We start from the raw sequence: 20191 nt of genomic DNA on the forward strand, positions 1-20191 counted from the left end.
CTTATCCATTAACGCTTCAAACCAGGTGTTTCGACTATTCCGCCGTTTGCGGTTTTTGCCATATACATAGACAAAGCAATAGTCACGTCGGAGCTGTATATAGGGAACGGAAAGCGTTGCTGACGGAAGCAATCATTCAAACGCTGTTGCATGGTCCAAAACTGACCACTCGATACACGGTAGGCTGGCCAGTAACCCCAACCTAAAGCAGCACCTTTTTGCTCTGTAATGTTCGGTAAGTCTTGCAAACGAATCCGTTTAGCGTTTTCAGCATGGCAAGATGCACAGGAGAAGTCCATCGGACCGCCTTGGAAAAAGAAAGCACGCTTACCAAGGTCATACATCTCTTTTTCTTTTGGATGTGCGGTACTAACCTTAATCTTCTCACCCTTAGACAAAGTAACAACATAGGCAACAATAGCCTCCATATCCTTCTTGGGGCCCTTTTGGAATTGGGCATCAATCATTTCCTGTGGGTCGCGGCCCTGCAATACTTGCATACAGGTCATCAAACGCGACTCTAAGTCTTGAACCTTATTAGTGTCCTTGAAGTAACGTGGCAACTGAGCTGCGGCACCTTTCACAACCCCAGGCCCTAAACCTAAATTACATTGCTCAAGAGTTGCATTCTTTGGACCGGCTGGCTTTTTCCACAAATCTTCACCAGCCGCCTCGTAGAGTTCTGAAGGATTTCCGTCGGCAATCATCTCGCGATATTTAGCAATATCGTCTGTAGCACTTTTTTGTGCTGACACCGAAGATGTCATCGTTAATAAAGCTGCCACTAAACCAGTAGCTAGCCCTAAGGTCAATTTACGCTGCATTTCCTACCCTTTCAGAACCACGGAGGCGGTGAAGATTTATTAAAGCCAAAAAACAATTAAGAAGCAGTTGCTTCATCAGTACGCTTATCGCCCTTACTATCATTCCAAGTCACAACAATTTTGTCACCCTTAGCGCCTTTGTACTTAAAGTTTAAAAATGGATCCTTGGATACTGCTGGACCAAATTGACCATTAAATACATCCTTGCCGTTTGCCTTCACATTAATTGTGCTAATAAACCAAGCTGGAATAGTTTTACCGGACGCGTCTTTACGCTGACCAGATTCCATATCGTGTTTCATCAAAATTTTTACGTCTACAGTGCCACCATTTTCAGCAGCTCTTACGCGCATTGGATCAGCCATTTTGTTTCCTTTTTTACTCTATATATAAATGAATTGTTCTATTGAATTACCGCGAATTAACCGCCGCAACCACCAAGCGTTACTTTGACTTCTTTAACAGTCATCAACCACTTGCCATCAGCCTTGACTAATCCATAGACATTGGATGTTTGACCCATCTTGATACGAGTGGTGACAAAAGCGTCTGTACCGGCTGGGATAAAGAATTGAGCTGCAAGTGCGCTTGGATTCTTTTCAACCAAGATTGCCATTTGCTCCGCTTTAAGCGAAGTGATAATTCCAACAGGAACGACTGCGCCGTTTTCAGCAATATCAGGGGCATTTAAAGTAACCGCGGATGATTTTTCTGGGCTACTAGCACCCATGATCTTAAATACATCATCGATACCCTTACCCTCAAAAGCGGCTTTGTTCCACTCTTGGGCTTGAGCAGTACTAATAAGGCCTGCAGAAGCCATCAAGCCAAATACTGCTGAGTACTTCAATACACTGCGACGCTGCTGATTCATAAAAACTCCTTTATTAATCTTTACTTCTCTCAATTTATTGCTTATTTTGCATTAAAACACCCTGCTTACTACTAAAAATAGCTTTTTATTTACCGCCAGAAAGCATCCAGACCACTAAAGCCTTGCGATCTTCGTCCGAAAGCTGTGCTTGTGCTGGCATCGGGATTGATCCCCACACACCAGCCCCCCCTAATTTCACCTTGGTCATCAGCCTATCAACTGCACCGCTCTGACCATCATACTTTTTAGCAATATCTGCAATTGAAGGTCCGACTAACTTAGCATTAGGAGCATGGCAAGCCGAGCAGTTCTCATTTTTAAAGAGTGCTGACGGACCTTTTGCTGCAGAGGAATGGGTATCTGCTGCATGTGCCAAGCCAGTTCCTGAAGAACCAGGTAATTGCTGAATGGGTGGCTTCGTGGTGTCTGCGCCACGATATGGGCCATACATCCGATTTTGCTCCGCAATATTTTCATGTGCGTTGCGAGCAAAGTCAGGCAAGGTTGAACCAATTTGCACAAATGGGACGCAGTTATGCATGCAAGCGCTGCCATTGACATCAGGCTTATCTTTGACATTCCAGAAACCATGCTTAGTCGTCATACCGTTACGGTTCGGCATTTTAATTTCAGCAATATTTTTATCGCTGAGAACAAAATCATCTGGAACGATTTCACCCAGACTCAAGATAAATGCCACTAATGCATAGGTGTCATCAGGAGTCAGTGATCTAGGTGCATTCCATGGCATAGCGCGGTAAATGTAATCCCATAATGTAGATACTGTGGGCACTTTCATTAAGGTCGTTCTTTGCGGCTGCTTCATGTCTTTTAATGAGGCAACTCGACCTGTCTTCGTATCATCCTTAGAGGTGCCACCAGCGATGGGTGTAAAGATTTCATTAGACTCACCAAAGGTACCATGGCAACTGGCGCATTTAGCCTCCCATATAACCTGACCCTTTTCAACGGAACCGGATCCTTTTGGCAAACCTTTAAAGTCTGGGCGCACATCAATATCCCAAGCTGCAACTTCTGCCGGGGTAGCCGCTCTACCAATACCAGGGAATTTGGCTGAGCCAGATTGTGCTAAAGCTTGTTGAGAACTCATTGCGATAAGAGCCACAAATACTAGGCCGATGCTAAATTTATCCAACTTGAACATTGCTCACCTCGCCGTTTGAATCCAATTTCCAGGATTGGATTGCATTGTTGTGATAGATCGAGCGTGTGCCGCGAACATTACGTAGCGTTTTGATCGACGGTTGAATGTAGCCGGTGTCGTCTACAGCTCTTGATTGCATGATTGCCGGGGAGCCATCCCATACCCAATCGATATTAAATCGCGTAATGGACTTAGTGAGGACAGGTGTTTCTAGGCGAGCTGTTCGCCAGTTATTGCCGCCATCAAAAGAAACATCGACTCGAGTAATCTTTCCCCGACCAGACCAGGCCATACCACTCACGTTATAGAAGCCCTTATCCAGCAATTGTTGACCGCCTGAAGGCGTTGTAATGACGGACTTACACTCTTGGATTGATGCATATTGACGATGTATTCCATCTGGCATGAGCTCAATGTAGTGAACTGCTTCGTCTTTGGTATTCCAAGGCATATCGCCTACTTCTAAACGTCGCAACCATTTCACCCAACTCACACCCTGAACCCCAGGAACTACCAAGCGCAATGGAAAGCCGTTTTCTGGACGCAACATTTCGCCATTCATGGCCCAGGCAACAATGGTGTCATTAAGGCAACTCTCGAGATTGATGGTGCGAGTCATTCCTGAACCATCACCACCCTCGGCTAACATGAACCTGCCCTTTTTAAGGTCGGCGCCACACTCTTCCAGCAATACCTTTAAAGGAACCCCTGTGAATTCACAGCAAGAGAGCATGCCATGGGTGTATTGCACGGTTGGAACGGCTACGTTGCCCCACTCTAATCCGGTATTCGCACCACACTCAATAAAGTGAGTACGAGATATCGAAGGCAAACGCATTAAATCATTCATCGTGAAAACACGTGGATTCTTAACCAAGCCATTCACCATTAAGCGATGTGTTTCTGGATTGACGTTGTACCAACCTTGGTGGTGACGTTCAAAATGCAAACCGTTTGGCGTGATAGTTCCAAACAGACCTTGGAGAGGTGTAAAGGCGACAGATGCAGCAGAGACACGCGTAAGCCCAGGAGACTCACGTCGAATTAAATTAGATTCATAAATAGATGGCACGCCGTATGGCATGGTTGCTACGTTTTTGCCAAGCGTTGTTTGCCATTCCTGTTTCTCAAGGATAGCTGGATCGCCCTCGCCTGTTGCCATAGCTAGTGGAGCCGCTAGTCCAGCGGTTACGCCACCAAGTGCAGACATAAAACCTTTACGTAAGAAGCCACGGCGGTTTTCATCTAAACCATTTGCATTGATATCGGCGATGAGTTCCTGCGAAATAAAATGTTCTGGTGCCTTTACTAGGCGAGCCTGACTAGCTGGCTTTTCAATTGCGCCGATGTCCTGAGCGCTAATCTCGATTTGTTTTTTATTCATGTGATCTCTACTTTGGTCAATAGATACTATAAAAATTAATGCAAACTCTCAGCAATCTTGGCGCACACGGTTTGGCACATTTCCACAGTGGCGTTATCAGCAATTGAGTAAAAAACAGTGATACCCTCTTTGCGTCTCAGCAAAATGCCTGCTTTATGAAGCGCAGAAAGGTGACGTGAAACATTAGCCTGGCTTGAGCCGCATAACTCAACAACCTCAGATACGGACTTTTCACCGCTACACACTGCATACATGATGCGTAGGCGTGACGGCTCCGATAGGACATTGAAATATTGAGTAACTTGTGCAAAAACCTCTTCCATTGCCTCTGGAGATAACTCTTTAGTAGCTTTCTTTACTTTTGCTTTGATATTCACTAGTGATAACCGTATATGCGTATATATGCATATATTAGACTCCACCTCGAAGTAATTACATAGAGAGATACCCTAGGTACAAAAACAATACAATCAAAGAGATGGATATTGATGCAATTCTGCTGTCCTTAAAGCTTGCTTTTTGGACCATGGCCCTAATGTTGCCATTTGGGATATGGGCAGCCCATAAGTTAGTGAATCTCAATAGAAGCCGACCATGGGTTGAGGCTGCACTAGCGCTTCCCTTGGTGCTTCCGCCTACAGTTTTAGGCTATTACTTTCTAGTTTCATTTGGTAATACCAATATTTTGGGCGTTCCCCTTGTATTCTCATTTGCAGGAATCCTACTCGCATCGCTCATTGCAAACATCCCATTTGCCATTCAACCTATACAGCGAGCCTTTGAGGCCATAAATCCTGAAATTCGAGAGGCTGCTCAAGTCAGCGGCCTGAGCAACTGGCAAATCTTTCGTTTAATTGAACTTCCTCTCTCTTGGCGTGGCATCACTGGTGCTGCTGCCCTCACCTTTGCACATACCCTTGGGGAATTTGGTGTTGTCCTAATGGTGGGCGGCGCAATACCAGGGGAGACAAAAACAGCCTCTATTGCAATTTATGACAAGGTTCAGGGCTTTGATACCACCGGTGCTGGAGCCATTGCTCTCGTGCTTCTGGGTATATCCTTAATATGCATTGCCCTCTCCTACGGAGTATTGGGGCGTAAGCCAAATCTGCGCAAAGGCTTAAGCTCATGTTGAAGGTCAAAATTCAGCAGATCAACCCAAGCCCTCTGCAAATTAGCCTGGAATGTGCCCCAGGCGAGTTGCATGCCCTCGTTGGACCATCCGGGAGCGGAAAAACTACCGTGCTCAGAACCATTGCAGGCTTAAACAAACCCGCTAGTGGAAAAATTGAGTGTGATGGTGTGGTCTGGTTTGAAGCCGATGATCTCGGAAATAAAGCGCAACAGCTCTCTCCCGCAGAACGCTCTTGCGGCTTCTTATTTCAGCAGTATGCTCTTTTCCCCCATCTGAGCGCCTTGGATAATGTGATGATTCCGCTGCAGAACTCTGAACTCAGCAGATCTCAGCGCAAGGAAATTAGCCTCGATCTGCTTGACCGCATGGGTATTGCTAATCTCGCAGCGCGTATGCCAAATCAACTGTCTGGCGGACAACAGCAACGTGTTGCCCTAGCAAGAGCGCTTGCTAGACAGCCGAAAGTCTTATTGCTAGATGAACCGTTCTCTGCGATCGATACACCAACACGCCAAGGTCTATATAAAACATTGGCCGAGCTCCGTTCAAACTTACATATCCCCATCTTATTAGTTACGCATGATCTACGTGAGGCTGATTTATTGGCTGATCAAATTACGGTTATTGACCAAGGTATCAGCCTACAAACTGCAGCGCCACAAGTACTGTTTCAGAAACCAAGAAATTCAAGGGTTGCGCAATTGGTTGGTATTAGCAATATGTTTAATGGCGTATTCGATACCGGCAGCTTGAGTTGGGATGGCTGCGCCAAGGTTTTTTCAGTTGCGGATAAAGGGAAGATTCCACCAAAAGCCCGGGTTGCTTGGGTTATCCCGCAAAGTGGCTTGAGTGTTCATAACAAACCAACCCAAACTAGCATGCCTGCCTTAGTTGAGAAGATGAGTAGTCTGGGTCAGATAGCGGTAACTCAATTACGTATTCAAGACAGTAACAACACTATCGAATGGGAAGCTTCCTCAGCCGAAGTCAGGAGACTGGAAATGGAAGTTGGCAAGCAAATGCATATTGAGCTCGATGGCAATCAAATTCATATCATGCCGCTTAGGCCTATAAACGACCCGCGAAGATTTATTGGGCATCATAACGAGAATTTTTAATCACCAATATTCTCCCAATTCAAATTTCGAGACCTTGAATATGACTCTCTAGTCTTTCGAAATCATTTATTTCAATCAGTAACATCTCTTTTTATATGCTAGTATCCTCAAAATTACGCTTTTTACCCCTTAATAAAAATGGAGTTTTTTGATGAAAAATAGTCGTCGCCAATTCATGATTTTGTCTGCAGCTGGTGCTTGCACCTTGGCTTTGAACGGTAAAGTTCAAGCTCAAGCCATGGTTGCTGAAACTGATCCACAAGCTGCTGCTTTAGGTTATAAAGCGGTTGCCACAACTGTTGATAAAGCAAAGTATGCAAAATATGCTGCCGGTCAAGAGTGTGATAACTGCGCCTTATACCAAGCTAAAGGCTCAGCAACACAAGGTGGCTGCTCTTTGTTTGGAACAAAGCAAGTGGCAGCAAAAGGCTGGTGTTCTGCTTACGCTAAGAAGGCTTAATACTAAATTAGTTAATAGTTCAAAAAAGCTGCTTCGGCAGCTTTTTTTACAAGCTCTTTTTAGCTACCATCCCAAGCAAGGCTGAAATGCCAGCGTGCCTCGCACCCTCAGACAATTCTTTTTCGTAACATTGCAGATCGAGGATTTCATATCCTTGACTTAGTTCACGAATCATTTCTTCGGTATACAGATGTTCTATAAGTGATGGACCACCGGTTTTGTATTCCAATTGCTTTGGGGTATATCCTTGCAAAATGAATAGACCCCCTGGCTTCAATGTCTGATGTATTTGTTTGAAAATTCTGGCGCGCATTTCAGGATCAGCAAACTGGATGAAAATGCCAATTACCGCATCATATAAATTAGCCCGCCAATCAAAGCTATCGGTGTCACAGAGGCTGTACTGAATATTGACTTCACTATCAGTAGCAAACTGATTTGCCTTGGCAAGTGCAATATCCGAAACATCAAATCCCGTGACTCGCATGCCTTGCTTGGCAAGCCAAACACCATTGCGCCCTTCTCCATCAGCAATGCAGAGAACTGAAGAGTTGGGCTCTAGATAACGGGACGCTTGCTCAACCAGATATTCATTCGGCTCTTTACCAAAGATGAATTCTTTTTTATCGAAGCGTTCATTCCAGAACTGAGTAGCATCTGTAAAGCCCATGAATTGCCTGATCTTGTATGTTTTATTTAGATCACTTCTTCGGGCCACCAAGGAGATCAGCCTTTAAGTCCACTACGCTCTCGAGTCCAACTGCGATACGAACCAAGCCATCAGTGATGCCTGCAGCTTTGCGGGCCTCAGGACTTACCCGGCAGTGTGTCGTTGTAGCAGGATGTGTAATCGTTGTACGAGTGTCCCCCAGATTTGCGGTAATGGAGCAAAGTTTTGTTTGATTGATCAACTTGAAAGCCGCTTTTTTTCCACCCTTTAGGGTGAAAGATAGAATAGCACCACCCGCTTTTTGCTGGCGCTTTGCCAACGCATGTTGAGGATGAGATTTCAAACCAGGATGATAAACACGCTCTACTCCCGGCTGTTTTTCCAACCACTGAGCAATCTCTAGAGCATTCTGACTCTGCTGCTTCATGCGTAACTCTAGAGTCTCCAAACCTTTTAAGAACACCCAAGCATTAAACGCTGAAAGTGTAGGGCCTGCAGTACGTACATAGGGAAATACTTTGCCCATGATGAAATCATTGCTGCCCACAATTGCGCCACCAACTACGCGACCCTGACCATCCAAATACTTGGTTGCGGAATGAATCACTACGTCAGCACCTAATGAAAGGGGTTTTTGCAAGGCCGGCGTACAAAAGCAGTTATCAACAGCAAATAACGCCTTAGCTTTTTTTGCTATCTTTGAGATAGCTTTGATATCAGCAATCTCAGTTAAGGGATTGGATGGTGTTTCTAGGTAAAACAATTTAGTATTTTCTTGGATAGCACTTTGCCAAGACTTGGTATCCGACAAATCCACATAAGTCGTTGTAATACCAAAGCGTCCTAGAATATTGCTAAATAATTGGATGGTGGCACCAAACACAGAGCGAGAACAAACCACATGATCTCCTGCCTGAAGATGCGACATTGCCATTGTTAAAATCGCAGCCATACCAGAAGAAGTTGCAATGCATGCTTCGCCACCCTCTAGCGCAGCTAATCGGTCCTGGAACATACTGACTGTAGGATTGGTAAAGCGAGAATAAATAAAGCCCTGATCTGCATGTGCGAAGCCATCCGCTGCAAGTTCAGCACTATCAAAGCAAAAGCTAGAAGTGAGGAACATGGCCTCAGAGTGCTCTTGGTATTCAGCAGTACGGCGCGTACCTGCACGAACCGCTAAGGTTTCAAGCGCTAGCTTAGAAAAATCAGGCTTTTTACGGGTAGTTTTACTCTTCATACCGCTATTTTGACACCGAATTACAGAATTGCCTCAGACACGCATATCTGAGGAATGTGATCGTTGTTTTTAGTCTTCTGTGGCTAAGTGCAAATGCAGTTGCGAGCGGGCAAAATCACTTGAATCACGTTGACGGTCGGCTTTGGCCTCGGAGGTATTGCGAGCAGCCTCTAGAGCATCTAAATAAGATTCATTGATATCGCCAGTAATGTAGTGACCATCAAAACAAGAGGCCTCAAAGTGCTGGATTGCCGGATTGATATCCTTTACAGCCTGCTTCATATCTTCGACGCTTTGATAAATTAATTGGTCTGCACCAATCATCTTATTGATCTCTTCATCAGTGCGGCCATAAGCCACTAGCTCACTACGAGTTGGCATATCGATACCATACACATTAGGGAATCGAACAGGGGGCGCAGCAGAAGCAAAAATCACCTTCTTAGCGCCAGACTCTCGTGCCATCTGCACAATCTCAAATGAGGTTGTACCGCGAACAATAGAGTCATCCACAATGAGGACGGTCTTATCTTTGAACTCAATGCGCATGGCATTGAGTTTCTGGCGTACTGATTTTTTACGAACAGCCTGGCCAGGCATGATGAACGTTCTACCGATATAGCGATTCTTGAAGAATCCTTCTCGGTAATCTACGCCTAGACGTTTAGCAACCTGCATTGCTGCTGGACGACTAGAGTCAGGAATCGGCATGACAACATCAATCTCACCAGGAATAGTTTCTTTGCGGATCTTTTCGGCAAGATAATCGCCCATACGCATCCGTACGTTATAAACAGTCACGCCATCAATTGTGGAATCTGGACGAGCCATGTAAACGTATTCGAAAATACAAGGCGTCAGAACTGCATCGGCAACACACTGACGTGAAGAGAAATTACCATCCAAATCAATATAAATTGCTTCACCAGGATTTACATCACGTACAAAGGTAAAGCCAAGGCCATCAAGTGCAACCGATTCAGAGGCGATCATCCACTCCGGACCCTTCGGTGTATCCATGCGTCCAATACACAGGGGTCGAATTCCAAACGGATCGCGAAATGCCAATAAGCCATAACCAGCTATCAAAGAAACAACTGCATAAGAGCCTTTAACGCGCTTTGTTACTTGTGTAACGGCGTTAAACATGGCGCCTTCATCTAATGCCGCGCTATTGGTTTCTTTTTGAAGCTCGTCTGCCAATACATTCAACAACACCTCTGTATCTGAACTGGTGTTGATGTGGCGACGATCGCGATAAGCCATCTCTACACGCAGGCTAGCTGCATTAGTCAGATTACCGTTGTGAGCCAAAATAATGCCGTAAGGAGCGCTGACATAAAACGGTTGAGCCTCTTCCTCACTACTTGCAGAGCCGGCCGTTGGATAGCGAACCTGCCCAATACCGGCACTCCCTACTAGACTTCGCATATTACGAGTTCTAAATACATCTCGCACTAGACCATTAGCTTTATGCATTGTGAATGAATTGCCATTCATGGTTGCCATGCCGGCAGCATCTTGACCGCGATGTTGGAGCAATAACAACGCGTCATAAATGAGTTGATTAACTGGGGAGTGGGAAACTGTTCCGACGACGCCGCACATAAGCCTAGATCCCTATTGTTAATGAAGGTGTAATGGTGGGTGTAATTTTAGGCATTGCATTACTTAATTGCTTTGCCCAGTCAGCCGGCAACCACCCTTTGATTAAGCTGGTTGCCATATCAATGGCTGGTCGGGTAATTGCCTTTTGCCAAGCGAGGCTTTGAGGAATAGGAGTCAAGGCCGCTAATGTTGCCATTACTACTACAACTACACCACCACGCGCTAAACCAAATACCAGACCCAGAAATCGATCTGTCATGCTCAATCCAGCAGACAAGATAATCTTTTGAATCACATTGCCAATCAAGCCACAAACAATCAAGGTAAGAATAAATAGAATGAGGAAGCTGACACCCAGACTCAGAAGCTCATCCATATGAAAAGTAGATAGCCATTCAACAGAAAGATAGTTTGTATAGTGATAAGCAACCCAAGCAGCTACAAACCAAGAGGCTAGTGCCAGCACCTCTTTAAAAAGACCCCGAGAAATGCCCACTAATGCGGAAACCAATAGCACTACCAAGGTGAAGTAATCCACCGTAGTTAACTTCAGGGTGGATAAATATTCCATTAAGGGGCTTCCACCTCAACTAGCCTTGGAGACAGGCCCATGGCTTTCACTTTTTTCTCAGCAGCTTCAGCAGCGTCCTTATCGGTAAATGGCCCAGCTCTTAATAGAAAAAGTTTTACACCATCAGCGCCGGTTTTATTTAAAACATAATTAGGAATCTTTTGATCCTTCATCTTAGCTATCCAGCCCTTGGCTCGCTCTTCAGATGCAAAAGCACCGACCTGAATGACATATTTACCTGGCCCCACTTTTTTTGGGAGTTCTTCAGCTTTTGATTTAGTGCTTGCATTTGGCACTGCAATAACCTCTTCACCAGCAGCTAGGCCACTAATAGAATTTGTTTTACTTACCGCAGGCGATGATGACACTACAACTTCTTTGGATGGAGAAGGCGCTTTTTCTTTCGCTGGCATCTCAACAGCAGCTACAGGATTTACCTTCGCATCATTTACGGGCATTGCAGCGTTAGGGGCAGGCAGGCTAGTCACGATATTCACAGCAATATCGTTATTCACAGACTTAGGTTTGTTATCCAAAATACGAGGAAGGCCAACTACCGCAATTAATACTAGGACGGCTGCGCCAATGAGACGATGGCGGGCACGTTGCTGATCAGGATCTTCTGTTAGCGCTAGCTCTTCATTTTCTTGGGCACGCTGAAAGCTACGGGGAGCTAATTTATTGACTGTACGACGACCCCTCGCCGAAGCCCGATCAAGGTCTTCAGTCTCAGAGTTTCGCTTAAAAAGCTTCGATAAACGAATCATGGATCAATGGGCCTGGTTATTTCGATATGCCATTACTCCGGCGACAGTATAGAAGGATCCGAAGATCACAATTCTATCACCCTCACCGGCCTTAGAAAGCGCTTTTTGATACGCTGAAGCAGGATCTGGGAAGCACTCAATACCACCATCTTCCCCATTTTTAAGGGATACACCCAAATCTACCAACTTCTCAGATAGTGCCACCGCACTAGCGGCGCGTGGGGTTGGTAAATCAGTACAAAACCAGAAATCCACACTATTTAACAGGGGCTTAATAACACCGGCAATATCTTTATCCGCCATTGCGCCAAAAATGGCATAGGTATAGGGGTGATAGCCCATCTTATCCAAACCCTGCCCCAAGGTAGCTGCCGCATGGGGGTTGTGAGCAACATCCAAAACGATGGTTGGCTGACCGGGTAGAACCTGAAAACGACCTGGCAGCTCCACCATAGCAAAACCATTGCGAATATCCTGTGCGCTAACTGGTAGTCGCTGATGCAAGGCCATTAATGCGGCTATCACAGCAGATGCATTCAGAATCTGATTGGCACCACGTAATGCAGGGTAACCTAGACCGCTAAAGCGTTTTTGTCGTCCAGCCCAACCCCACTGCTGCTTATCACCTTGAAAGTTGTAGTCACGGCCCTGTAGCCATAAATCACATCCAAGTTTTGCGGCGTGATCAATTAAAGATTGTGGAGGCACGGGGTCGCCACAGACTGCAATACCGCCGGCCCGGAAAATGCCAGCTTTTTCAAAACCAATTGCCTCACGTGTGCCACCCAAAAAATCAGCATGGTCAATATCAATACTCGTGACGATCGCACAATCTGCATCAACAATATTGACAGCATCTAGGCGACCCCCCATGCCCACTTCAAGCACTACCGCATCCAAGCTCGCCTTGGAAAATAAATGCATGATGGCCAAGGTAGTAAATTCAAAATACGTTAACGTTGGCGCATCCGCTAAGCTGACGCGAGCTTTTTCAACGACTGCAAAATGCTCTAGTAAAAGATCATCTTTCACCTCTTCACCATTAACGCGAGCACGCTCGTTAAATACAAGTAAATGTGGAGACATATGACAGCCAACCTTGTAGCCAGAAGCTAGCAAAATACTCTCAAGATAGGCGCAAGTAGAGCCCTTGCCATTGGTACCAGCCACAGCGATAACTGGGCAATCAAAGTGAAGACCTAGCGCATCTTTAACCCGATTAATACGAGCAAGACCCATGTCGATGCCAACAGGGTGAGCTGTTTCGAGATGACTAAGCCAAGCCGTTAAGCTAGAAAAAAGGATGGGGGTTTGGAGGGCGAGATTCAAGCGCTTTATACAGCTGCGCTACCCGCAATCGCAGGCTCAGGGAGTTGCTGTAGTAAGGCCAACAAACGAGCAATCTCACCACGCATCTGCCGGCGATCAACGATCATATCGATGCCGCCCTTTTGCATCAAAAACTCAGAGCGCTGAAAACCTTCGGGTAATTTTTCACGAACAGTTTGCTCAATCACGCGAGGACCAGCAAAACCAATCAAGGCCTTCGGTTCAGCCATCACAACATCACCCATGAACGCGAAGCTAGCAGAAATTCCACCCATGGTGGGGTCTGTTAAGACGCTGATGTAAGGCAAACCTTTTTTAGAGAGCAGGGTTAACATCGAATTAGTCTTAGCCATCTGAAAGAGGGATAGCAGGCTTTCTTGCATGCGTGCGCCACCAGTTGCAGTCACGCAAATAAAAGCGCATTTCTTGGCAATGGCCTCTTGTACGCCGCGAGCAAAACGCTCACCGACAACCGAACCCATTGAGCCGCCCATATATTGAAATTCAAAGCAGGCCGCAACCACTGGAATGCTCTCAATCTTTCCACCAAGAACAATTAAGGCCTCGGTTTCACCGGAAGCATCACTAGCTTCCTTTAATCGATCAGGGTACTTTTTGGAATCTTTAAATTTGAGTGGATCAGTTGGGTAAATATCTGCGCCAATCTCATAGCGACCTTTGGGATCCAAAAGACTATCGAGACGCTGACGGGCGCCAATGCGCATGTGATGACTGCATTTGGGACAAACCGATAAATTCGCTTCGATATCAGTGCTGTAGAGCACGGTTTCACAACTGGGGCACTTAACCCAAAGTCCTTCAGGAACAGATTTGCGATTGGCAGGGTCCGTATGTTGGATTTGTGGGGGTAGTAATTTATCGATCCAGCTCATCAGTTTTTAACTATCCAGTGCATTAACTATCTAAAGCGACGCGAATTTCACGAATGAAGGTTTCGAGTGATTGTACCGCTTGGCCAGGGGCAGAATCCTCCAAAAGACGAATAATTCGACTGCCAATCACCACTGCATCAGCTGTTTTTGATACTGCACGGGCACTTTCAGCATCATTGATACCAAAACCTACTGCAATCGGAATTGGGGTAGCCTCACGAATCTTAGGAATAATGCTGGCCACATCTTGGGTATTCAAATGAGATGCGCCTGTTACGCCTCGCATCGAGACATAATAGATATAACCAGAAGCTATTTTGGCCGCGTCCTTTATACGCGCTTGTGATGAAGTGGGAGCCAATAGAAAAATAGGGTCAACACCGGCCAACTTCATTTGGTCAGCAAAATCAACGCACTCTTCTGGAGGGTAGTCGACGATCAAAACACCATCAACGCCTGCAGCTTTAGCTTCCCCTGCAAAGTGCCCTGCTCCCATCTGTTCGACTGGGTTGGCATAGCCCATGAGGACAACCGGCGTATCCGCATCTGCTTTACGAAACTCTTTGACCATGTCTAGGCAAGTACGCAGAGTTACGCCTTGAGTAAGCGCTCTTTCAGATGAGCGCTGAATAACCGGACCATCTGCCATCGGATCAGAAAATGGCACCCCAAGCTCTATGACGTTAGCACCACCACGAACTAATGCATGCATTAATTCAACAGTGAGTTTTGGGTCAGGATCACCAGCAGTAATAAAAGGGATTAAACCTTTTTTTCCGCTAGCTTTTAATTCATTGAAGAGTGCAGTAATTTTTGACATGGATTAGCCCTCAGATCCAGTGGCTTGAGCAACGGTATGCATATCCTTGTCACCTCGACCAGATAAGTTCACTAAGATGGTTTTATCTTTAGAGAGCGTGGGTGCTAATTTACAGGCATATGCAATCGCATGAGCAGATTCTAGGGCAGGAATAATGCCTTCAATACGGCAGCAGTCATGAAAAGCTTTCAATGCTTCTTCATCAGTTATTGCCACATAGTCAGCGCGACCTGAATCTTTTAACCATGCGTGCTCGGGACCAACGCCGGGGTAATCCATACCAGCTGAAACAGAATGCGTTTCAGATATCTGTCCATTTTCATCTTGCAAAAGATAGGTTCGATTGCCGTGCAAAACACCAGGCTTTCCAACGCAAAGGGCTGCAGAGTGAAGACCACTATTGAGACCGTGACCGGCAGCTTCAACGCCAATCAATTTCACTTCTGGGAAATCAATGTAGGGATAGAAAATACCCATGGCGTTAGAACCGCCGCCAACACAGGCCATTACATAGTCAGGCTGACGCCCGGTCATGACGGGCATTTGTATTTTGCATTCCTCACCGATCACACTTTGAAAGTCTCGGACCATCATTGGGTAGGGATGAGGTCCAGCGACAGTACCAATAATGTAGAAGGTATCCTCTACGTTAGTAACCCAATCACGCATTGCTTCATTTAAGGCATCCTTCAGCGTCTTTGTTCCTGATTCCACAGGCACTACTTTTGCGCCAAGCAATTTCATACGGAACACATTTTGCGCTTGACGCGCTACGTCAACAGAACCTTGATATACAGTGCAGTCCAAACCGAAACGAGCGCAAATAGTTGCAGTAGCGACACCATGCTGCCCTGCTCCAGTCTCAGCAATGATGCGTGGCTTACCCATACGCTTAGCCAGCATAGCTTGACCGATAACATTATTAATTTTATGTGCGCCAGTGTGATTCAAATCTTCACGCTTAAGATAGATTTGTGCGCCGCCCAACATCTCACTCCAACGTTTAGCGTGATAGACCGGGGATGGACGGCCTACAAAATGCTTGAGCTCATAATGAAATTCTTCTATGAATTCAGGATCATATTGATATTTTGCATAAGCTGCTTTGAGCTCATCTAAGGCGAACATGAGCGTTTCAGAAACAAATACGCCACCGTAAGGACCGAAGTGTCCCCGTGCGTCTGGCTTATCGTACATAAATACCTCTTTTATTAGTTACAGCAAATGATTAGGTTGGCGTGCTTGCGTCTGCCGCACGCACTGCCTCGATAAACTCTTTCATCAAGGCGTGGTCTTTTACACCTTTGCTGATTTCTACGCCGCTAGAGACGTCAACCGCGCAAGGGTGTAGACGAGCAATAGCTTCGCCCACGTTGTGAACGTTCAATCCACCACTCAAAACGACCCGAGGCGCGTTTGCGCTTATCCATGCTTGTGGAATTCCTGACCAATCAAAAGGAATGCCCCCTCCTCCATAGCCCTCAACGAGTGCATCGAGCAAAAGAGCATTTGCTTGCCTATATTGTAGGGAAAAATCATCAAACGCGAAGCCTGCTCCAACACGTGCAGCCTTCATCCATGGCTGACCTGCAGCTAGGCGATGGCATTCCTCTGGTGACTCATCCCCATGAAACTGCCACAAAGTAATCGGGGCAGCGGCCCTAATAGCCTGAAATTCAGCATCGGTAGCATTGACGACCAATCCCACAGCATCAACCCCTGCTGGAAGCCTAGAAATCAATGTGGCAGCAATATTTGGAGTAACGGCTCTAGGACTAGGAGGGTAAAACACGAAGCCAAGCGCATCAACACCAGAGGTAATCGCAGCATCAACGTCGCCTGGTGTTTTGAGACCGCAGATTTTGACCCTAGTTCGGCCTGGAGAGTTTGTTATTAAGCCCATATGGGGAAATGATAAGGGTCTTGAGCTATTAAAGGCACATTTAGACGAAAATCGCCTTAGGCAACCAAGAATTCGAAAGCCATGGTTTTGGGATATTAAATTCTTCTGGGTAGACAATTTGTGCTAAATAGAGGCCTGCAGGTGAAAAAGTAGGGGCTGCAACACTACGATCTTTTGCTGCCAAAACCTCAGCCATCCAATTGGCTGATTGCTTGCCTATACCAATTTGGATGAAGCTCCCTACTAAATTGCGAACCATGTGATGCAAGAAGGCATTCCCTTTGATCCTGAAATACAGCCATGGTTCATTCGAGAAGATTTCGATGGAATACATAGTCTTCACTGGAGTCTTGCTTTGACATTCTGAGGAACGAAAAGAGGTGAAGTCATGTTCACCAATCAAACATTCAGACGCCAATCTCATCGCGTGAATATCAAACCAGCGATCAGCTGGAAGCATCACATAACCAGCACGATCGGCAGCCATAGGTGAGCGGCAAGGCCCAGCATGTAATGCATAAACATAAGTTCGCTCATGAGCGGAATAGCGAGCGCTAAATGCATCCGAAACTGGCTGAGCCCAATTGATCACAATAGATTCTGGCAGGAATGCATTAACCCCCCTCACCCACGACCAGTTATCTCGCTCAACTTCGACATCAAAGTGAACAACTTGACCCAATGCATGAACACCGGCATCTGTTCGACCAGCAGTAATAACGCGAATAGGATGAGAGTACTGGGCCTCATTACCAACAAACGAGGTAATAGCTTTCTCCAACTCAGCTTGAATGGTAGGCTGATTTACCTGGGTCTGCCAACCAGAAAAAGCGCTACCGTCATACTGAAGTCCGAGGGCAATGCGCATTCAGTTTAGCTATTACTATGTGAAAGCTCAGCTAAAACACCTCGCGCTTCAACCACAATTTCCGGGTCAATTGATGCGCCAATACGGACAATCTCTTCAAGTGATTTCTTCGCGGCTGAAAAATCTTCAATAGTGATGTAGGCGCGGGCTAGATTTAATCTAACTCTAAGCTCATCAGGCGTCAGATCTGATGTGGCAGGCTTGGTAACAGGCAAATCCAGATTAATACTTCCGAATAATGCCTTAGCTTTATCCGAGATACCCTCATGATGAGCATGATCACTAGTAGGGTGATCGTGCGCTGTGGATTGCACTTGCTCGTGTTCTGACGTGTAGTCACGAGCATGAATATGAGGGGAAGGATTTTTACGCGAATGACTGATAAAGAACCAAATCAAAACAGCCGTAACTAAAACAAAAGCAAGCAAGCCAAGAAAAACAGCCTTTGCGTTAAACCCACTCTTTCCAGAATCAAGCACCTCTGCGGCACCTTGAGATTCAGCTAATAATTTTTTTAAGTCTGCAATATTCTTCTCTAACTCTTGAGCTCTAGCATTAGTTTGTTCAAGGGCCTTTTCTTGGGCCACTATTTCTTCAGTAATGCGCTTAGCATCTGCATCCCGGTCTCCACTAGAGCCGATCTTTAAACGATTTGCAGAATTGACAACATCATCCACACTAACTTCTACGCTAGCTTGGTCACTCTTTTTCTCAACCCATTGTTGCGCTGCCGAGTCTACAAAATCCTTAGCAAGCTTTGAATCAATCGCCTGTACTGTGGCTGGATCAGGAATCAAGAGCTCAGAACCAGCCCGCAAACGATTAATATTGCCGCCTGCAAATGCATCTGGATTGGCTTGATATAAAGCCATCATTTTCTGGTCGATCGAGAATTCTGGTGAGCCTGAATCCATCTGTGATGCAATCGAAGACAGCGTTTGTCCAGGCTCTACAATAAACTTTGGAATAGTCCCATTCAAAAATGTATATATTCGAGTGATTGAGCCTGTTGACCAATTTAAGGTGAGCAATAAGTCTACAAAGATATCCTCAGAGATCGGCACGGCTTTCACCGTTTCAACCAAAACCATCAAGCGCTCATCCTTTGCTCGATAGACCATGACTTGGGTATTGAAGTCCAAAATTTTAGGTGAAATGCCGAGGCGCTCATAAGCGCTTGCAGATGGTATTGAGGCTGATAAAGTTGTTAAAAGAGCTTGCTCATCTGGAGCCAACTCAATGGGCACCTCAATTCGAAGACTTTCGCCGGGATTAGATACCAAATTCGCCTTGCCCAATGTAACGGCGAAGACACTAGTCGATAGTGCAATACCAATAAGACTAGCAAAGAGAAATTTCAGCATCTGAATATTAGGCATTGCTATCCAATAGAATTTTTAACATTCGACGTAAGGGCTCGGCTGCACCCCACAAAAGTTGATCGCCTACAGTAAAAGCACCAAGATATTCAGGGCCCATTGCCATCTTATGCAATCGTCCAATAGGCACTGTCAATGTACCGCTAACAGCTGCCGGAGATAATTCACGCTCGGTAGTCTCGCGATCATTTGGAATCACCTTGACCCATTGATTGTCATTGGCCAATATTGCCTCAATCTCTTTAAGCGGAATATCTTTTTTGAGTTTCACGGTGAGACCTTGTGAGTGGCAGCGCATAGCGCCAACACGGACACATAAACCATCAATGGGAATACTGCCCGGAGTTCTAAACGCAGGTCGACCTAAGATCTTATTAAATTCAGCTCCGCCCTTCCACTCTTCTTTTGTTTGACCGTTCTCGACTGGAACATCAATCCAAGGAATGAGACTGCCCGCTAAAGGAGTATTGCGGAAGTTTTTCTTTGGAAAATCAGGTGAACGTAATGTCTCGGTGATTTTGCGATCAATATCCAGAATCCAAGAAGAAGGGTCAGCTAATTCAGTAGCTACGCTATCGCGCAATGCACCCATTTGCAACAACAGTTCGCGCATATTCTGGGCGCCAGCACCTGAAGCCGCCTGGTAGGTCATGGCGCTAATCCACTCGACCATATCAGCCTTAACAAGGCCACCCATCGCCATCATCATCAAACTGACTGTGCAGTTACTACCAATCCAGTTCTTTCCACCAGCAGCCAGCGCCTTATCAATTACCGGACGATTCACAGGATCCAAAATTAATACCGCATCATCCTTCATGCGTAAGGCACTCGCAGCATCAATCCAGTGACCCTGCCAACCAGCGGCACGCAGTTGTGGAAAAATCGCATTGGTGTAGTCACCACCCTGACAAGTCAAAATAATGTCGCAACGCGAAAGTGCCTTGATGTCATTCGCATCCAGCAAAGTATTCTCACTCTTAGTCACTTTTAGTCCATTTAAGAGCGGCACTTCACCACCGGCCTGACTAGTGCTAAAAAATACAGGTTCGATCAGGTCAAAATCTTTTTCAGCCAGCATTCTCTCCATAAGAACGCTACCAACCATACCGCGCCAGCCAACTAAGCCTACTAAGGGAGTTTTTGTATTTGACATGATGATCAACTATGTATTCAGTGTGTT

22 protein-coding genes are annotated in these 20191 nt (G+C 45.8%); 3 read left to right on the forward strand and 19 right to left on the reverse strand.

Annotated features, from left to right (window positions below):
* Window positions 1-8: 8 nt before the first annotated feature.
* The 6 genes from soxA to ICN27_RS05505 all read right to left on the reverse strand — a co-directional run bounded on the left by soxA (window position 9) and on the right by ICN27_RS05505 (window position 4624).
* Window positions 9-824: a sulfur oxidation c-type cytochrome SoxA gene (gene soxA, locus ICN27_RS05480; RefSeq protein ID WP_215307214.1), complete on the reverse strand. Its 816-nt coding sequence runs from the start codon at window positions 822-824 to the stop codon at window positions 9-11.
* 56 nt (window positions 825-880) lie between these two features.
* On the reverse strand, window positions 881-1189 hold the full coding sequence (soxZ, locus tag ICN27_RS05485) for a thiosulfate oxidation carrier complex protein SoxZ (RefSeq protein ID WP_015421154.1): 309 nt from the start codon (window positions 1187-1189) through the stop codon (window positions 881-883).
* A 56-nt stretch (window positions 1190-1245) separates the two neighbouring features.
* Window positions 1246-1698: a thiosulfate oxidation carrier protein SoxY gene (gene soxY, locus ICN27_RS05490; RefSeq protein WP_215307216.1), complete on the reverse strand. Its 453-nt coding sequence runs from the start codon at window positions 1696-1698 to the stop codon at window positions 1246-1248.
* Window positions 1699-1783: 85 nt separating this feature from the next.
* Complete coding sequence (locus ICN27_RS05495) at window positions 1784-2863, reverse strand: c-type cytochrome (RefSeq protein WP_215307218.1); 1080 nt, start codon at window positions 2861-2863, stop codon at window positions 1784-1786.
* A complete protein-coding gene (gene soxC / locus ICN27_RS05500; RefSeq protein WP_370624498.1) occupies window positions 2847-4202 on the reverse strand; it encodes a sulfite dehydrogenase in 1356 nt (451 codons plus the stop codon). Before soxC ends, ICN27_RS05495 begins: the two co-directional genes overlap by 17 nt.
* A gap of 80 nt (window positions 4203-4282) precedes the next feature.
* Window positions 4283-4624, reverse strand: coding sequence for a metalloregulator ArsR/SmtB family transcription factor (locus ICN27_RS05505; RefSeq protein WP_216269304.1), 342 nt, complete (start codon window positions 4622-4624; stop codon window positions 4283-4285).
* A gap of 101 nt (window positions 4625-4725) precedes the next feature.
* On the opposite strand from ICN27_RS05505, the gene modB reads away from it, so the two are divergent.
* The 3 genes from modB to ICN27_RS05520 all read left to right on the forward strand — a co-directional run bounded on the left by modB (window position 4726) and on the right by ICN27_RS05520 (window position 6960).
* The gene (gene modB / locus ICN27_RS05510; RefSeq protein WP_215307223.1) at window positions 4726-5382 is read left to right on the forward strand and encodes a molybdate ABC transporter permease subunit; all 657 of its coding nucleotides are present in this window, start codon (window positions 4726-4728) and stop codon (window positions 5380-5382) included.
* Window positions 5376-6500 (forward strand): ABC transporter ATP-binding protein, encoded by a 1125-nt coding sequence (locus tag ICN27_RS05515; protein WP_216269305.1) that lies wholly within the window; start codon window positions 5376-5378, stop codon window positions 6498-6500. The genes modB and ICN27_RS05515 overlap by 7 nt, the downstream gene beginning before the upstream one ends.
* 151 nt (window positions 6501-6651) lie before the next feature.
* Entirely contained in the window at window positions 6652-6960 is a 309-nt protein-coding gene (locus tag ICN27_RS05520) for a high-potential iron-sulfur protein (RefSeq protein WP_216269306.1), read from the forward strand.
* Window positions 6961-7006: 46 nt separating this feature from the next.
* Here ICN27_RS05520 and ICN27_RS05525 read toward each other — a convergent pair whose 3' ends face one another.
* The 13 genes from ICN27_RS05525 to asd all read right to left on the reverse strand — a co-directional run bounded on the left by ICN27_RS05525 (window position 7007) and on the right by asd (window position 20164).
* Entirely contained in the window at window positions 7007-7630 is a 624-nt protein-coding gene (locus ICN27_RS05525) for a bifunctional 2-polyprenyl-6-hydroxyphenol methylase/3-demethylubiquinol 3-O-methyltransferase UbiG (RefSeq protein ID WP_216269307.1), read from the reverse strand.
* 31 nt (window positions 7631-7661) lie between these two features.
* Window positions 7662-8870, reverse strand: coding sequence for an O-succinylhomoserine sulfhydrylase (locus ICN27_RS05530; RefSeq protein WP_216269308.1), 1209 nt, complete (start codon window positions 8868-8870; stop codon window positions 7662-7664).
* A 69-nt stretch (window positions 8871-8939) separates the two neighbouring features.
* Window positions 8940-10478 (reverse strand): amidophosphoribosyltransferase, encoded by a 1539-nt coding sequence (purF, locus tag ICN27_RS05535; RefSeq protein WP_215307233.1) that lies wholly within the window; start codon window positions 10476-10478, stop codon window positions 8940-8942.
* 4 nt (window positions 10479-10482) lie between these two features.
* Window positions 10483-11049 (reverse strand): CvpA family protein, encoded by a 567-nt coding sequence (locus tag ICN27_RS05540; protein WP_216269309.1) that lies wholly within the window; start codon window positions 11047-11049, stop codon window positions 10483-10485.
* On the reverse strand, window positions 11049-11816 hold the full coding sequence (locus ICN27_RS05545) for an SPOR domain-containing protein (RefSeq protein ID WP_216269310.1): 768 nt from the start codon (window positions 11814-11816) through the stop codon (window positions 11049-11051). The genes ICN27_RS05540 and ICN27_RS05545 overlap by 1 nt, the downstream gene beginning before the upstream one ends.
* Before the next feature lie 3 nt (window positions 11817-11819).
* Window positions 11820-13145 carry a bifunctional tetrahydrofolate synthase/dihydrofolate synthase gene (folC, locus tag ICN27_RS05550; RefSeq protein WP_216269311.1) on the reverse strand — a complete coding sequence of 442 codons (1326 nt, stop codon included), beginning with the start codon at window positions 13143-13145 and terminating at the stop codon, window positions 11820-11822.
* Between the two features lie 5 nt (window positions 13146-13150).
* On the reverse strand, window positions 13151-14038 hold the full coding sequence (gene accD, locus ICN27_RS05555) for an acetyl-CoA carboxylase, carboxyltransferase subunit beta (RefSeq protein ID WP_215307240.1): 888 nt from the start codon (window positions 14036-14038) through the stop codon (window positions 13151-13153).
* A gap of 22 nt (window positions 14039-14060) precedes the next feature.
* On the reverse strand, window positions 14061-14858 hold the full coding sequence (trpA, locus tag ICN27_RS05560) for a tryptophan synthase subunit alpha (protein ID WP_216269312.1): 798 nt from the start codon (window positions 14856-14858) through the stop codon (window positions 14061-14063).
* Between the two features lie 3 nt (window positions 14859-14861).
* Entirely contained in the window at window positions 14862-16055 is a 1194-nt protein-coding gene (gene trpB / locus ICN27_RS05565; RefSeq protein WP_215307244.1) for a tryptophan synthase subunit beta, read from the reverse strand.
* Window positions 16056-16086: 31 nt separating this feature from the next.
* Window positions 16087-16761 carry a phosphoribosylanthranilate isomerase gene (locus ICN27_RS05570; RefSeq protein WP_216269313.1) on the reverse strand — a complete coding sequence of 225 codons (675 nt, stop codon included), beginning with the start codon at window positions 16759-16761 and terminating at the stop codon, window positions 16087-16089.
* A 40-nt stretch (window positions 16762-16801) separates the two neighbouring features.
* The gene (truA, locus tag ICN27_RS05575) at window positions 16802-17629 is read right to left on the reverse strand and encodes a tRNA pseudouridine(38-40) synthase TruA (protein ID WP_216269314.1); all 828 of its coding nucleotides are present in this window, start codon (window positions 17627-17629) and stop codon (window positions 16802-16804) included.
* A 5-nt stretch (window positions 17630-17634) separates the two neighbouring features.
* The gene (locus tag ICN27_RS05580; RefSeq protein ID WP_216269315.1) at window positions 17635-19008 is read right to left on the reverse strand and encodes a FimV/HubP family polar landmark protein; all 1374 of its coding nucleotides are present in this window, start codon (window positions 19006-19008) and stop codon (window positions 17635-17637) included.
* A complete protein-coding gene (gene asd / locus ICN27_RS05585) occupies window positions 19001-20164 on the reverse strand; it encodes an aspartate-semialdehyde dehydrogenase (RefSeq protein WP_216269316.1) in 1164 nt (387 codons plus the stop codon). The genes ICN27_RS05580 and asd overlap by 8 nt, the downstream gene beginning before the upstream one ends.
* Between the last annotated feature and the right edge of the window lie 27 nt (window positions 20165-20191).

The sequence above is a fragment of the Polynucleobacter sp. Nonnen-W13 genome (assembly GCF_018881735.1).
Lineage (GTDB): Bacteria > Pseudomonadota > Gammaproteobacteria > Burkholderiales > Burkholderiaceae > Polynucleobacter.